Below are 13,396 nucleotides of genomic sequence, written 5' to 3' on the forward strand. Positions count from 1 at the left end.
CCGCCGCGACCTGACCACCCAGCCCCAACGGGCGCGACCAACCGGACAGTGGAAAAGCCGGGCAGACCGGCAGCTACCCCACGCCTACCCACAGGCCAACGCCATCCACCACGCCGACCGACCTCAAGAAATCAACGCCGGTGGATCAAGGGTCAACCGTCCTCTCCAATTCGGCCCGTTGCCCGCCCAAGTGCATCAGGGTCACCACGATCGGTTTACCCATGCGTGCGACGGCCTCCAGGGCCACGCGTAGATCCTGGCTGCGCACGGCGACCAGCACGACGTCGACTTCGAACGGTTCGGCGATGTCCGCGACGGGGACCGGCACGATCCTCTCCTCCAGCCCGGGATACTCACACCGGTACCGCACGCCGTGGGCTTGGAGCTCGGCAAGCCGCTTGCCCCGAGCCAGGAGAGTGACGTCGGCGCCTGCCTCGTGGAGCCGCGCGGCGTAGACCTGTCCGATCACACCTGCACCGAGCACGGCAATCTTCCGCTTCTTGAATGTCATGCCTTCTGGCATCCCGCTTCATTGATTGCCTGTCACTCCCCGAGTTCCGCGACATGTCCCTCTCGCAGATCTCTCCCCGGGCTCATCGTAGACTGACGGCATGCCTCGCATTCTCATCACCGGCATGTCCGGCGCTGGAAAGTCGACGCTGCTGGGCGAGCTTGCCCGGCGCGGGCATCACACCGTCGACACGGACGACGACGGCTGGAAGTTGCCCGGCAGCGTGTGGGACGAGCCACGAATGAGCAACCTGCTCGCTCAGCATGACGATGTGCTCGTTTCGGGAACCGTCGAGAACCAAGGAAAGTTCTACGACCGGTTCGACCACGTCGTCCTGTTGAGCGCTCCGGTCGACGTCCTGATCGAACGTGTGGCGAGTCGGACGAACAACCCGTATGGACGCACCGAGGTCCAACAGGATGAGGTGCGCCAGTACGTGAGGGAGGTCGAGCCTTTGCTTCGGCGAGGCACAAGCATCGAGCTCGACGGACGCCGCCCCGTCGCCGTTCTGGCTGATGCGATCGAGGCGCTCGGATAGCTTGACCCGTCAGGAGCCGGCCGCGATCACGTGGCTGTTACCCGGGGATCGGGCCGTCGACGTAGGCGACCGGAGGAAAGGTCACATCCGTTCCCCGCGCAGATCGTCGAGGGTGGAGGAATCGTGTGCGGTCTTGCGCTCGATGGCCAGAGCTGCCCGGTCGACCTCGGGCCGCGCCGGGCCAGCGACCCGCGATACGGTTTCGGACGCGTCCAGCGGCACGATCCGGCCAACGCGGGCGACCACATCGTCGGCGATCGCACCGGCGGGCATCGCCACGGCGTCGATCTCGAGGCGGTCGTCAGTCCACGGCGCGTACTCGGCACGACGCAGCTGGACGTCCTGCCAACTGGGCTCGGCGACATGAGTGAAGCCACGATCGCGGCCGAAGAGTCGTCGTCGGTGTTCCTCCAGGTCGGAGACGACGAGATGTACGAACCGAAGAACCGCGTCGGTGGCGCTCGCGGCATCACGCCACGTCTGCCTCGCCGCTTCGCTGTCGCTGACGGCGTCGACCACGACGTCGTGGCCGAGCTGCAGGTTCAACTCGGCCATCGCCCGTGTCGCCTCGTACGCGGCGACTCCGACGTGCCAGCCGTGAGGCAGGCCGCTGCCGAGGATCGACTCCTCGACGGCGTCGACCGACAGGTGAACGCCATTGAGCCGGACAGCCAGTTCCGAAGCAACACTCGTCTTCCCGACGCCCGGCAACCCGGCGATCACGATCAGCCGGCTCACGACGCACTCCACGGGTCGACCAACGCGACGCCGGTGTGCGCGAAGTCCTTGACGTTCCGCGTCGCACAGGCGGCGCTGTGCACTCGACAAATCGCGGCGATCTGTGCGTCGGCAGTGCTGATCGGCAGCCCCGCCATCTCGCGCCCAACGAGGACATCCGCGTACTGCTCGGCGGCAGCGACGTCGAATGCCAGCACGGCGCCGTCGTCACGGTAGGGCTCCACCGCGGCCTCGATGCGTGCGGACAGTTCATTCCTGCGTCGACCGTCGGGGAGGCGACGCACGCCTGCCAGCAGCTCCGCAAGCGTCACGGCGGTGATCGCCACCTCTCCGGTGAGCGACTCGAGCCACGCGACGACCCGCGCATCTGGCTTCGTTCGGAAGATCTCCGAGATGAGGTCGGTATCGAGAACGATCACTCGAATTCCACCGCCCGGGCGACGTCGTTCCGCTCCGGAAGCGAAAGATCGTCCAGACCCCCCGCATCCCGCGCGGCCTGCATGAGCGCCAGGCCGATGTGAGGCCTGCGCACAGCTTTCGTGAGGATATCCCGGGCTTCGGCCTCCATGGAGCGCCCGTGCAGTTTCGCCTGGGTGGCGAGCTGCTGTTTGATCGACTCATTGAGCCCTCGGACGATGATGGACGTCATCGAGGATCAACTCCTTCGGTGCTATCACCAATGATAGCCCCGGTGGCTCCGTCCGTCGTCGTCTCCCTTGGGGCCCGGCAGGAAATGCTTCAGCGCTCACGATGAGGGAGCGACGTACTCGTGTTGCAGGTCGGTAACCCTCGCGATGTGGTCGAAGTCGTGGTCCGCCGTCAGCACCGTCGCGTCGTTCGCGATCGCGTAGCCGGCGATGAGGATGTCCAGCGGGCCAGCCGCGCGCACCAGCCCGGCGTGCCACAGAGCGCTCTGGATATCCAGCACCAACGACTCGCCGGGCGCTCGCTCCAACGGGAACCCGAGCGAGATCTGCTCGCGATAGCGCGCATGCTCCTCCGTCGATCGGGCGCTGTGACAGAACTCGAGCACCTGCGGCGGGCAGGTGACGAACAGGTCCGCCGGTGCACTGACGATGGTCCGCAGGCGAGAGACCATGCCGGCATCACCGGAGATCGCCCTGGCCCACACCGAGTTGTCGACGAGGTAGTCGGTCACGACGCCGAGTCGTCATACGAGAGGACCGGAGAACCCAGTTGGTCGGGGAGATCGGTCAGCGCCAGGATACCGTCGATCATCGCGCCCTTCTGCTTCGAGGCGATGAGCCGGCGCAGCGCGAGATCAAGAACAGCGCGATTGGATCTTTCACCCGTCAGTTCTCTGGCACGCTCGAGCAGGCGCGGGTCCAGGTCGACGCTGGTGACTGCCATGATCGACTCCTTCCGCGCGATATATATGTAATTGTATAGGCAAAGCGACACGACTTCCCCGTGCTACGCGAGAAGGTCGACGCGGACCCCGATCGCCTCGTACGTCGCACCAGCTCCCGCATCTCGGGTCGCCATCGTCAGGCCGTGCCCACTCGCAGCGGCACTCACGAGCCCGTCGTACATGGCCCCACCCGATATTCCTCGTTGCGCGAGGACGCGATGCATCGTCCTGGACTGCTCGTCATCGAGCCCCACGGCCTCGATGACGTTGGCGTCCATCAGGGTCACGGCGTCGGCCGGTGACACTCTGGCTTCACCCGGAAGGCGCGTCAGAACCGAGTAGGTCGCGGCGAGAGCGTGGCCGCCGAGCGTCAGCGAACGGTCCCGCGCCCACGCACTCATGCTCAACATGCGGCGAGCGTGCCGACACCAGCAGCGGCACCGCGACGCTCGTATCCACCGCGACGAGGGTCAACGGCGCGCCGAATCGATCAGGCCGAACATGTCGTCGTCGGTGACGACGGTACTGCTCACGGCGACCAACCGGCCGTCGTCGTCCCGCTGCAGGCGCGCAGTTCTGCCGCCCGGCGTCACCTGCAGGCCCACCCCGTGGGCCGAGATGTCGACCTTCGATCCGGGCGTCAACCCGAGCGCATCCCGCAGGCTCTTGGGAAGCAGGACCCGGCCACCCGAATCAATCGTCACCTCCATGGGACCCGCTACAACCGGATCCCATCTCGGTGGAGGCTCAGGACACCGTCGCTGCACCGGGTGCCACCACATCGAGCCCCGCTGCCCGAGCAGCTTCGGCAAGCCGGCGGTCGTAGGTCAGGATCGCATCGACGTCGAGCCGCAACGCGGCCTCCAGGTGCAGGGCATCGAGCGCGCGCAGATATGGCATCGGCAGAAGCCCGGCCGACCGGAACGTCGCCCGGTCGAGGGCCGCCAGAGAGACCCCGTCGAGGATGCTGCTGACCTTCGACTGCTCGCGCCGCTCCCGCACAGCCATCCGCCGCAGCTCGGTCTCGAGCAGGTCGCTCGAAACGAGTTCGGCCGGAGTCCCGTCGAGCCATTCGATCAACGCTCTGGTCTCGGCCTGCTCGACCAGGAGCGCTCCGAACGCGGACGTGTCGACGTAGACGAGCGAGTCATCGCTCACACGCGATCCTCACGCAGCTCGTCGATGATCACCGTCATCGACCGGTCGTCCTCCGTTCGCTGGGGACTCAGTGAGGCCCAGCCGCCGACCCGCTTGGCCGGCCGCGCGATGGTCAGAGCCGGAGCCGGGGCATCGAGCGGAACGAGGCGACCGACCGGAACACCCCTGTTGGTCAGGACGAAGGAGCGCCCTTCGCTGACCTCACGGAGAACGCGCCCGGACTCATTGCGCAGCTCGCGCTGAGACAGGCTCTCGCCCTGAGGTTCTGTCCCTTTCATCCATTGATCGTAGCATTCGTGCTACGGCGTCCCGAGCCGCCCGACGGGTGTCCACGCGCCCGATACCGCGCTGGTCTGCACCCACATTGCCGTTTCGATCACACTGGAGTCATGGACGATCTGCAGGTTCCCCCGGGTCCCGGGGTGCCGCACGGCCTGACGGTGTCCGGCTCCGACCTGGTCGAACGCTTCTCGCACGCGTCCGGTCCCGGCGGGCAAGGGGTGAACACGGCCGACTCGCGCGTGCAGCTGAGCCTCGATCTCGCGACGGCCGCGACGTTCGACGACGCCCTGCGCCGACGTCTCCTCACGGCGCTGTCGAGCCGGCTCTCCGGCACCGTCCTCACCGTCGAGTCCTCCGAACACCGCTCTCAGTACCGCAATCGCGCTGCGGCCCGCGACCGGCTCGCGTCGCTCCTGCGGGAGGGTGCGGCCCCGCCGATCCCTCGCCGTCCGACGTCGCCGACCCGCGGCTCCCGACGACGACGGGCCGAGGCGAAACGGCGACGGGCCGAGGTCAAGCAGTCCCGCAGGCGGCCCGGGACGGAGTGAGCGGGACGGTGTCGCGGCGCGGGAACGACCGGCAGGGTAGAGTCCGTCCCGCACGTTCGCGGCCAGTTCCTCGATGATCGGGCGGCCCACCACCGGCAGCGACGGCCGGCGCGGCGGCTCGGTCGCCTGCTCCGTGGGCGTGGGCTTCTCCTCGGTCTCCGCGATTGAAGAGCCGTACCCGACACAGCATCCCGATATCCAGGACGTCGTTCGACAAGGTGAGACATGGCCCTGCACAGTGGCTCTGTGTCCCATTTCTCAAGCTCGGCGCCGCGCTCACCGGACCCGACCGAGCGGTGCCCGCAGCTCGTCGGCCTCGACTGGGGGACCTGCTCCTGCCGCGCCTACTTGCTCGACGCCGGCGGCCAGGTCCTCGACCACCGCTGCACCGGCCGCGGTGTACTGACCATCACGACGGGGACGGCGGCGCGACGTACTGCCGGCCGACGTGGAGATGCCGCCGGTCGGCGGCGTCGACAGCTCGAACCTCGCCGACTGGGCGGGCGGCCGGCGCCGGAGGAGCCGGGATCGGCTCCTCGCCCTACCGGCCCGGGCGCAGCATCGACGACGTCGCCGCCGCGCCGCCGAGCTCGTGGCTGCCTGGCGATCCGCCACCTTCTGACACGGCCCGCGCCGGGGCAGAAACAGACCCGAAGGAGAACCCATGAAGATCACGTCGATGACGACGTACACCGTGCCCCCGCGCTGGCTTTTCCTCAAGATCGAGACCGATGAAAGCGTCACCGGCTGGGGCGAGCCCATCGTCGAGGGCCGGGCCGCGACCGTGGCCGCCGCCGTCGAGGAGCTGTCCGACTACCTGATCGGCGAGGATCCGCGGAACATCGAGGACCACTGGACGATCATGTACCGCGCCGGCTTCTACCGTGGCGGTGCGGTCACCATGAGCGCCATCGCCAGCATCGACCAGGCACTCTGGGACATGAAGGGCAAAGCCCTCGGCGTGCCGGTCCACCAGCTGCTCGGCGGCAGGGTGCGCGAGCGCATCCGCGTCTATTCCTGGATCGGCGGCGACCGCCCGGCCGAGACCGCCGCCGCCGCGCGGGCCGCCGTCGACAGCGGTTTCAGTGCCGTGAAGATGAACGGCACCGAGGAGATGCAGTACGTCGACACCTGGGACAAGGTCGAACGCTGCCTGACGAACGTCCAGGCGGTGCGGGACGTCGTCGGGCCGGACATCGGCATCGGAGTGGACTTCCACGGCCGGGTGCACAAGCCGATGGCCAAGGTGCTGATCCGTGAGCTCGAACCCCTCAAGCTGATGTTCATCGAGGAACCGGTGCTCTCCGAGCATGCCGGCTCCCTGCTGGACGTGATGCGGACCACCCCGACGCCGATCGCGCTCGGTGAGCGTCTTCTCTCCCGCTGGGAGTTCAAGGACATTCTCGCCACCGGGGCCGTTGACATCATCCAGCCGGACCCCTCGCACTGCGGCGGAATCACCGAGGCCCGCAAGATCGCCCACATGGCGGAGGCCTACGACGTCGCCCTGGCGCTGCACTGCCCGCTCGGGCCGATTGCACTGGCCACCTGCCTACAGATCGACGCCGGCTGCTACAACGCGTTCATCCAGGAACAGAGCCTGGGCATCCACTACAACGAGTCGAACGACCTGCTCGACTACATCACGCACCCGTCCGTGTTCGCCTACGAGGCCGGCATGGTCAGGATCCCGGACGGTCCGGGCCTGGGCATCGACGTGAACGAGGACTACGTGACCGAACGCGCCACGGTGGGCCATCGCTGGCGCAACCCGGTCTGGCGACACGCCGACGGCTCCTTCGCGGAATGGTGAAGACGGTGACGAGATCCCGAACACCCGTCTCACGGCGTCGACCGCGACGCCGGCGGCTTCGCGGCGCTGATCGTGCTGCGGCTTCTGGTGGGCGGCTTCAAGGCCCCGCGTAACCACGTGAACCGTCGCTGTCCCACGGCGACGGCATGAGTGGTCAGGAGAGCCGCTCGAAGACCATGGTCGCCTGGATACGATCGCCACCGCCAAAGCCCTTGCGCCCCGACGCCGACGTCGAGATGGTCGCGAACAAGGCGCACGCACCGCATCCGGCGACGATGATCCGTCAGGCGAACGCGCCGCGCGTCGCCTTCCCCACCGTCGGCGCCTACCATGTGTCGAAGTGGGCGCTGGAGGGCTTCTTGCAGTCGCTCGCCCAGGAAGTCGCAGGGTTCAACATCAAGGTGACCCTGGTGGAACCCGGCGGGTTCTCCACCGACTGGTCCGGCCCGTCCGCCAAGCGCAGCGAGCAGATGGACGACTACGCCGAGGTCCGCGAGGCCGCGGCGAGCCGCCCATCCGAGAACAATCCGGGCGACCCCACGGCCACCCGGGGCGCGATCCTCAAGGTGGTCGACACGGAGAACCCACACCTGCGCATCTTCTTCGGCGCAGCGCCCCTGGACATCGCGACGAAAGACTACGAATCACGCCTGGCAACCTGGAACGAATGGCAGCCGGTGTCGATCGAGGCCCACGGCAACGAGGTCCGGGACCCGACGACCCGAATGTAAGAGCAGCGGCACCTGGCCCCGGCCTGGTGCCGCTCCTCGCTCTGGAGAGCCGGTCTGTGCGTGCGCTCCTGCGAATGCCGTCGGACATCAACCGATCATGTACACCAGGCCCTGCCCGCGCGCCCGCAGGTCGGCCGTGAATTCCTTGGCCTGCGCCAGATAGCTCTCGAGATAGTCGCGATCATCGTCGCGGAAATGAGATGCGCCCCGTGCGAACAGATCGTCGAGATCATCGGGGTTGATCAACGCGAGATCGTCGGCGATTCTGCCGACCTCATCGGCGTCGAGAACTCTCGTCCACGGGATCCAGCCGTCGTGGGTGTGCGTGACGCGTCCTTCGACCAACAAGTAGGACGGTCTTGGCGCACGTGGATCTGCGCACGTCAGTTGCTGGAGGAGACCCCAGCACTTGTCCAGGTAGAGCATTCGCGGCCGGGATTGGCCGTCGAGGTCCCAGGCGTCCGCCAGCGGATCCGACGACAGGTAAGCGCTGGGATCGAGGCGCGCGGCAGTGACGAGCTCCGGTGGTAGCGGGTAGGCGTAGTAACGAATTCCCATGGACGAAGCATCGTCTCCGACGGAACCTCGGTAAAGTGCCCGGACGCGGTCTGTGGACAAGTCCGAGCCGACGGTGACGGCGGAATCGACCGCCTCTGCCGCCCCCACACGTAGAAGCAGAACGAGTGCACCAGCCAACAAAAGCCTGGTCGGACGTACGTTCGATCGCCACGCGTGCGCCGCTGCCGTCTTCCGCCATCTGTTGACATCCGGCCATGAAACGCGCGATCGAAGCCCGGTCGGTCCACGGCGGAGAGTCCCAATAGCGCAGCACGCAAGCATCGCTCTGCAATGCAAAGAGGTCGCTGGCGTCGTCATAGGTGAACGGACGCAATCGCAATCGATCGGTTTCCAAGGTCGGGGTTGGGAGAGCCACGAGAGCATCGTCGAACGAGAGTTGAACACGTCCATAAACGTGTGGCGACATCCACGCACGCCAGCGCTCATCGCCCGCTGCGAACATACCCCGCACAAGCTTCGACAATCGCGGACGCCGCTTCGATCGCCTCGGCGACGTCTTGCTTCGTCGCCGTCGGGCGGTCATCGTCGGGATATTCCGTCGCATTGCGCACCTGGCGCATCCAGTCGAACTCCTCCAGCGATTCATCGTCGACGAACGCCGCTGCCGCCACCCCGGTGTTGCGATGCGCTCCACCGACCGGACGGACGCGCAATCCCTCGATCGCGAGGACTGCCGCGAGCGCCTTCCGCGCGCCGTCATACGCTGCAGTGAACGCCATCGCGTGATCGTCCGTGTTCGCGAGGACCGTCGCCGTACGGACATGCAGCTCGGCCATGCCGATCACGCTCAGTGCATGATCCCGGTTCACCGCGACCCGGTCAAGCCGGCGGTTCGCAACCATCTGCTCGATCACGTCAGCCACTGACTTCGCTCGTCATCACATCGACAGTGGGGCGAGATCGGACCGTCACGACAAAGGGCGATGCGTCCTCGGCCTCCCAGTCCTCAACCAGGAGCCTCGTGATGCTCACCGGCACATCGAGCCGGTCACTGGCGTCGGTAGCGATTTTCGTCAGTGTCCGCCTCGGCACGTTGCCCACAACGAGGACGTCGATGTCGTTCGGGAACGCTCCGCTCTCCCCCGCCCGACGCGCGGCCCACGACCCATAGATCAGAAGCCGTTCGACACCGCCGACGTCCTCGAAGAGCTCACGAAGCACCGGAATCGGCCCGTATGTCGCGACGATCAAGTCTCGCATGAGCGCGAACAGCGGGTGCTCGGCGTTCGCGCGGACGAGGCGGTTGCGCCCCTCCTGACGATCGCGAAGAACGTCACTTTCGACGAGCCGACCGACCTCGCGGTGCACCACCGGACCGCTTGCGCCGGTACGTCGCCCGAGCTCGGCGAGCGAGACCTCACGGTCGGGGTGTCCGAGCGTTTCCGCGAGGATCGCCCCGACCGCATCGGAGCGCACGAACGGCGTCAGCTGCGGAGCGAGAGTCTTCACAGAACAGGAAGATATCTTCCCACTATAGGAAGAGTCAACAGGTTGAGACTCACACGTTAAACGGGAACTCCACCGCGTTTCGCAGCTGAGGTGCATGACAGCACTGCTAGTTGCTCAGTCTTGACAGCCTTTGATAGGATCGCGTCAAGTCTTTGTTCACCGCGACCCGCAAGGTGATCGAAGAAGGATCACCCTGAGGGTGGATGCGAGGCATGGTCTTCGCACCACGGAGTAGCGCTCCGAACGGCTAGCGACCGGCAACTCCTCCGAGATCGAGAACCAGAGGCTGGGTGGGGAGTTAGCGCTCCCGTAAAGCAGCGGCGAGGATCACCTCGCCAACGAGCACGGCACGCTAGGCCGCCCAGATGACAAGCCGGGAAAGCACCCCTCTCCGGACAGTTCACGCTGTCTGGAGTTCTCATGGTGTACTCCCCGCCCCCGCAGGGCGACCACACCCACTACCTCAATCTGACCGATGCCGTCGAGCTCGGCTACGGCGCCTATCAGACGCTCCGTGGCTGGATCAAGCAGGGCAAGCTGCCTGCTGTCAAGATCGGCGGCCGCGTCAAGGTCTTGCGCTCCGATCTCGATGCCCTGGCCGTGCCGACCCAGCCGTCGCACACGTTCGAGACCGTCGAGGCCGCTGTCGCGCGGATCGCCGCCACCGCTCCCCCGCTGACCGACGAGCAGGTCCGCAGGCTGTCGGCGCTGTTGGGCGGTGCCTCATGAGCGGACGTCGGGCACGGTTGCGTCGCAAGGCAGCCCAGGAACATGCGTCAGCAACTGGCCGGTCGGCTGCGGTCGACACCCCCACCATTGTTGAGCCCGAAGCGGCCAGTCGTTCTAGTTGTTTTTCCTCTCAGCACCCCGCTACTCCCGCAGAAACACACGGTTCCAGCGGGGGGACCTTGGGCTTGTGTCCCCCCGCTGCCACTGAGGTCGTTTCAGTCGTTTTGGACGACGTGCAGTCGGAAGACACCACATCCGGCGGCGACCCTGCGAGTGACGAGCTGCCCGAGGCCCTGCGGCTTCTCGACCTGGCTGGCTCGGACGAGGACCCTTACAAGGATGGCGGCGAATGGGCCTACGCAGACTCTGACGACCTCGGCGGCCGCGTCTTCTTGATCACGCAGAACGAGAGGTACCTCGACACCACTCGCGTGCTGATGTCGGAGGAGCGGATCGGCAAGGCGGTCGGCAAAAAGGGCATGACTGACTGGGCCTGGATCAAGCACGACCAGGATCAGTACACCGTCGAGGAGGCGGAGAAGCTCCCTGGCGTGGTCGCCGGTCAACGAAAGGCCGACCACTTCCACATCGCCGTTCGTCGGAAGTCGTTCTCGACGCTCGGGCAGATCGCCCGAGCGTTCGGGGTGCCGCCGAATGCCGTCGAGATCAAGCCGCAGGGTGCGTTCATGGATCTCATTGAGTACCTCACCCATGAACATCCGAACCAGATCGCGGCGGGAAAGTATCACTACGATGATGGCAAGGTCCACGCAAGCTTCGATTGGCGACCAGCGCTGGACGAGCACAAGTTGGCACGGGCGGCGAAGGCCGGTCAACGGGCGAGTCTCAAGAAGCGCGACGCGGTCCGTGAGGCCGTAATGCTCGGCGAGATGACGCTGAAGCAGGTCCGCGAGGACGAACGAGCGATCTACATCCAGGACCTGGACAAGCTTCAGAAGCTTCGGCAGGACTTCATGCTGCATCAGCCCGCGCCGAGGCATCGGACGAACTACTACATTGGCTCACCGGCAGGCGCTGTCCGCAAGGGGCGCACGGGGAAGACACAGCTCGCGAAGCTGTTTGCCCGGATGCTGTATCCCGATCTCGACGCCGATGAGTGCTACCACGTCGCGACGGATGCCCGGGTTCCGCTCCAGAACTACAAGGGTCAGCCGGTCATCATCTGGGATGACTACAGCGTGCCGGGCCTCTTGGCTGCGCTTGGTAGCCGCGAAGGCGTCTGGCAAGTGTTCGACGATCACCCGAGCGCCAGTGATGTGAACATCAAGTACGGCTCCGTGCGGCTCGTGCACGCGGTCAACATCATCGCTAAGACGACGCCGTACGCCGAATACCTCGACGGCCTCGCCGGTGAGTACACCGATGCCAGCGGCAACGTGCACGAGGCCGAGGACCGCAACCAGTCCTGGGGGCGGTTCCCAGTCGTGTTCGAAGTGACGCCAGACAGCATCGAGATGTCGGTCAATCGCGGCTTCGTGAATGACACCGACGACTTCCTTGCCTTCCAGAAGGTTGCACGGATGCGGGCCAGCATGAAAGCCGTATCCAGAGGTCTTGACGCCATCGAGAGCGATGACGAGCGCGAGGCCGCGACGTTCCAGGTAGGCGAGGTGCTGCTGCGCCCGATCATCGACCAGCATCACGCCCTCCAGCTGGTCGCCGACCGCGCCGGTGCCGACGTCGTCGGCGAGCTGCTCGCCGGGATCGAGGTTATCGACGGAGAGACGCTGGAGAAGCACGAGGCCGAAGAGGCCGCCAACGCTGCGGAGGCAGCGGACGTGGCCGACGTTGATCGTCGGCTTCGCCGCCAGGACCTCGAATCGGTCGCTACCGAGCTCGCCGCTCGCAACGGTTGCCAGGCGTGCTATTCGGACGTGCTGTCGCTCCCCGAGTACGACGGCCACGTGCTGTTGCCGTCCGGCTGGATGTGCGGGAGCGGCCACGCGGTCGCCGTCCACGCGGGCGGAGTCTGCGCGCCCGAAGGAGGTGCGGCATGAGCACCTTGCCGATCAGCTCAACATCGATCGGTCAGCGCTCCGAGCTTGAGGTGAGGCGCTCTCGCGAGCGTCCGTCAGGGTCTACCCCGTCGGACAACTCGGAGCGAGCCGACTTCACCGTCGAACGAGGTCCATCCCCAACTCATCAAACACATTCGTAGGAGGGTCTAGATGTCATCGAACACCACGGGTCAGGTGGTCGGCTACGTGCGTGTGAGCGCCGCCGACCAGAACGAGGCCCGGCAGCTCGAAGCGGTCGGCGAGGTCGACCGGCTGTTCTCCGAGAAGGTCTCGGGCAAGAACACCACCGACCGCGAGCAGCTCCAAGAAATGCTCGCGTACGTGCGTGAGGGCGACAAGGTGCGGGTGAAGTCGCCGGACCGGCTCGCCCGCTCGACGACCGATCTGCTCTCGATCGTCCGGGGCCTCGCCGCGAAGGGCGTCGCCGTCGGGTTCGTCGACAACCCGGCGCTGAACACGGACACGCCTCAGGGCGAGTTCATGCTGACGATCCTCGCGGCCGTCGCCGAGCTGGAGCGGGCCACTATCCGGGAGCGCCAGGCGGAGGGCATCGCGATCGCCAAGCGCAAGGGCGTGTACGCGCGGGGGCCGAAGTTGTCGGCTGAGCAGACCGCCTCCGCTCGTGAGCGGATCCGGAGCGGGGTCGCGAAGTCGGTCGTCGCCCGCGATCTGGGCGTGAGCCGGTCGACGCTCTACGCGGCGCTGGGCGGCACGGGTCGATACGCGGAGAGGGGGTGATGCCGATGCATGAGTGCGAGTGGTGCAGCTCCAGGGCGACGTGGGAGCTGATCACGCAGTGGTTCAGCTCGTTCGTGTGCGACGAGCACGAGGAGCAGATGAGCCACAACCTGATCGCCCAGGGGATCTCGATCCGGTCGTATGACCGGGTCGGCAGCTAGTAGACGAAGA

At 66.3% G+C, this 13,396-nt stretch carries 21 protein-coding genes and 1 pseudogene; 8 read left to right on the forward strand and 14 right to left on the reverse strand.

Annotation, left to right across the window (positions count from 1 at the left end; all coding sequences use genetic code 11):
* Nucleotides 1–145: 145 nt before the first annotated feature.
* The gene (locus tag BKD30_RS14160) at nucleotides 146–511 is read right to left on the reverse strand and encodes a ketopantoate reductase family protein (RefSeq protein WP_159440583.1); all 366 of its coding nucleotides are present in this window, start codon (nucleotides 509–511) and stop codon (nucleotides 146–148) included.
* A 100-nt stretch (nucleotides 512–611) separates the two neighbouring features.
* Between BKD30_RS14160 and BKD30_RS14165 the strand changes: the two genes are divergently transcribed.
* Nucleotides 612–1,049: an AAA family ATPase gene (locus BKD30_RS14165; RefSeq protein ID WP_076705629.1), complete on the forward strand. Its 438-nt coding sequence runs from the start codon at nucleotides 612–614 to the stop codon at nucleotides 1,047–1,049.
* Between the two features lie 81 nt (nucleotides 1,050–1,130).
* Here the strand turns inward: BKD30_RS14165 and BKD30_RS14170 are convergent, their stop codons facing one another.
* From BKD30_RS14170 to BKD30_RS14210, 9 genes are all read right to left on the reverse strand, one after another.
* A complete protein-coding gene (locus tag BKD30_RS14170; protein ID WP_159440584.1) occupies nucleotides 1,131–1,787 on the reverse strand; it encodes an AAA family ATPase in 657 nt (218 codons plus the stop codon).
* A complete protein-coding gene (locus BKD30_RS14175) occupies nucleotides 1,784–2,206 on the reverse strand; it encodes a type II toxin-antitoxin system VapC family toxin (protein ID WP_076705633.1) in 423 nt (140 codons plus the stop codon). Before BKD30_RS14175 ends, BKD30_RS14170 begins: the two co-directional genes overlap by 4 nt.
* The gene (locus tag BKD30_RS14180) at nucleotides 2,203–2,436 is read right to left on the reverse strand and encodes a FitA-like ribbon-helix-helix domain-containing protein (protein WP_076705635.1); all 234 of its coding nucleotides are present in this window, start codon (nucleotides 2,434–2,436) and stop codon (nucleotides 2,203–2,205) included. The genes BKD30_RS14175 and BKD30_RS14180 overlap by 4 nt, the downstream gene beginning before the upstream one ends.
* 96 nt (nucleotides 2,437–2,532) lie before the next feature.
* Nucleotides 2,533–2,946 carry a PIN domain-containing protein gene (locus tag BKD30_RS14185; RefSeq protein ID WP_076705637.1) on the reverse strand — a complete coding sequence of 138 codons (414 nt, stop codon included), beginning with the start codon at nucleotides 2,944–2,946 and terminating at the stop codon, nucleotides 2,533–2,535.
* Nucleotides 2,943–3,158 (reverse strand): type II toxin-antitoxin system VapB family antitoxin, encoded by a 216-nt coding sequence (locus BKD30_RS14190; RefSeq protein ID WP_076705639.1) that lies wholly within the window; start codon nucleotides 3,156–3,158, stop codon nucleotides 2,943–2,945. The genes BKD30_RS14185 and BKD30_RS14190 overlap by 4 nt, the downstream gene beginning before the upstream one ends.
* Nucleotides 3,159–3,221: 63 nt before the next feature.
* Nucleotides 3,222–3,569 (reverse strand): PIN domain-containing protein, encoded by a 348-nt coding sequence (locus BKD30_RS14195; RefSeq protein WP_218189314.1) that lies wholly within the window; start codon nucleotides 3,567–3,569, stop codon nucleotides 3,222–3,224.
* A 60-nt stretch (nucleotides 3,570–3,629) separates the two neighbouring features.
* Nucleotides 3,630–3,869, reverse strand: a complete 240-nt coding sequence (locus BKD30_RS14200; RefSeq protein WP_076705641.1) for an AbrB/MazE/SpoVT family DNA-binding domain-containing protein — start codon at nucleotides 3,867–3,869, stop codon at nucleotides 3,630–3,632.
* 37 nt (nucleotides 3,870–3,906) lie between these two features.
* On the reverse strand, nucleotides 3,907–4,317 hold the full coding sequence (locus BKD30_RS14205; protein WP_076705643.1) for a type II toxin-antitoxin system VapC family toxin: 411 nt from the start codon (nucleotides 4,315–4,317) through the stop codon (nucleotides 3,907–3,909).
* Nucleotides 4,314–4,595: a type II toxin-antitoxin system Phd/YefM family antitoxin gene (locus BKD30_RS14210; RefSeq protein ID WP_076705644.1), complete on the reverse strand. Its 282-nt coding sequence runs from the start codon at nucleotides 4,593–4,595 to the stop codon at nucleotides 4,314–4,316. Before BKD30_RS14210 ends, BKD30_RS14205 begins: the two co-directional genes overlap by 4 nt.
* 111 nt (nucleotides 4,596–4,706) lie before the next feature.
* Between BKD30_RS14210 and arfB the strand changes: the two genes are divergently transcribed.
* The 3 genes from arfB (at nucleotide 4,707) to BKD30_RS14230 (ending at nucleotide 7,691) form a co-directional block, all read left to right on the forward strand.
* Nucleotides 4,707–5,147, forward strand: a complete 441-nt coding sequence (gene arfB, locus BKD30_RS14215; protein ID WP_076705646.1) for an alternative ribosome rescue aminoacyl-tRNA hydrolase ArfB — start codon at nucleotides 4,707–4,709, stop codon at nucleotides 5,145–5,147.
* A 664-nt stretch (nucleotides 5,148–5,811) separates the two neighbouring features.
* Nucleotides 5,812–6,960, forward strand: coding sequence for a galactonate dehydratase (gene dgoD / locus BKD30_RS14225; protein WP_076705650.1), 1,149 nt, complete (start codon nucleotides 5,812–5,814; stop codon nucleotides 6,958–6,960).
* Between the two features lie 146 nt (nucleotides 6,961–7,106).
* A complete protein-coding gene (locus BKD30_RS14230) occupies nucleotides 7,107–7,691 on the forward strand; it encodes an SDR family NAD(P)-dependent oxidoreductase (protein ID WP_083956558.1) in 585 nt (194 codons plus the stop codon).
* Nucleotides 7,692–7,778: 87 nt separating this feature from the next.
* On the opposite strand, the gene BKD30_RS15995 is transcribed toward BKD30_RS14230, so the two are convergent.
* From BKD30_RS15995 to BKD30_RS14250, 4 genes and pseudogenes are all read right to left on the reverse strand, one after another.
* A complete protein-coding gene (locus BKD30_RS15995; protein WP_076705654.1) occupies nucleotides 7,779–8,249 on the reverse strand; it encodes a DUF1877 family protein in 471 nt (156 codons plus the stop codon).
* A gap of 133 nt (nucleotides 8,250–8,382) precedes the next feature.
* Nucleotides 8,383–8,793 (reverse strand): annotated as a pseudogene (locus BKD30_RS14240) (GNAT family N-acetyltransferase); the annotation flags it as partial.
* On the reverse strand, nucleotides 8,693–9,133 hold the full coding sequence (locus BKD30_RS14245; RefSeq protein WP_076705655.1) for a HEPN domain-containing protein: 441 nt from the start codon (nucleotides 9,131–9,133) through the stop codon (nucleotides 8,693–8,695). The pseudogene BKD30_RS14240 and the gene BKD30_RS14245, both read right to left, overlap by 101 nt.
* Nucleotides 9,126–9,719 (reverse strand): winged helix-turn-helix domain-containing protein, encoded by a 594-nt coding sequence (locus BKD30_RS14250; protein WP_076705656.1) that lies wholly within the window; start codon nucleotides 9,717–9,719, stop codon nucleotides 9,126–9,128. Before BKD30_RS14250 ends, BKD30_RS14245 begins: the two co-directional genes overlap by 8 nt.
* Nucleotides 9,720–10,139: 420 nt before the next feature.
* Here BKD30_RS14250 and BKD30_RS14255 point away from each other — a divergent pair, with 420 nt between their 5' ends.
* The 4 genes from BKD30_RS14255 to BKD30_RS16175 all read left to right on the forward strand — a co-directional run bounded on the left by BKD30_RS14255 (nucleotide 10,140) and on the right by BKD30_RS16175 (nucleotide 13,386).
* The gene (locus tag BKD30_RS14255; protein WP_055343679.1) at nucleotides 10,140–10,448 is read left to right on the forward strand and encodes a helix-turn-helix domain-containing protein; all 309 of its coding nucleotides are present in this window, start codon (nucleotides 10,140–10,142) and stop codon (nucleotides 10,446–10,448) included.
* 233 nt (nucleotides 10,449–10,681) lie between these two features.
* On the forward strand, nucleotides 10,682–12,466 hold the full coding sequence (locus tag BKD30_RS14260) for a P-loop NTPase family protein (RefSeq protein WP_143588212.1): 1,785 nt from the start codon (nucleotides 10,682–10,684) through the stop codon (nucleotides 12,464–12,466).
* Between the two features lie 171 nt (nucleotides 12,467–12,637).
* Nucleotides 12,638–13,225 (forward strand): recombinase family protein, encoded by a 588-nt coding sequence (locus BKD30_RS14265; RefSeq protein ID WP_076705658.1) that lies wholly within the window; start codon nucleotides 12,638–12,640, stop codon nucleotides 13,223–13,225.
* Nucleotides 13,225–13,386 (forward strand): hypothetical protein, encoded by a 162-nt coding sequence (locus tag BKD30_RS16175; protein ID WP_159440585.1) that lies wholly within the window; start codon nucleotides 13,225–13,227, stop codon nucleotides 13,384–13,386. The genes BKD30_RS14265 and BKD30_RS16175 overlap by 1 nt, the downstream gene beginning before the upstream one ends.
* Nucleotides 13,387–13,396: the final 10 nt, after the last annotated feature.

The organism is Tersicoccus phoenicis, assembly GCF_001968835.1.
In the GTDB taxonomy this organism is placed as follows: Bacteria; Actinomycetota; Actinomycetes; order Actinomycetales; family Micrococcaceae; genus Tersicoccus; species Tersicoccus phoenicis.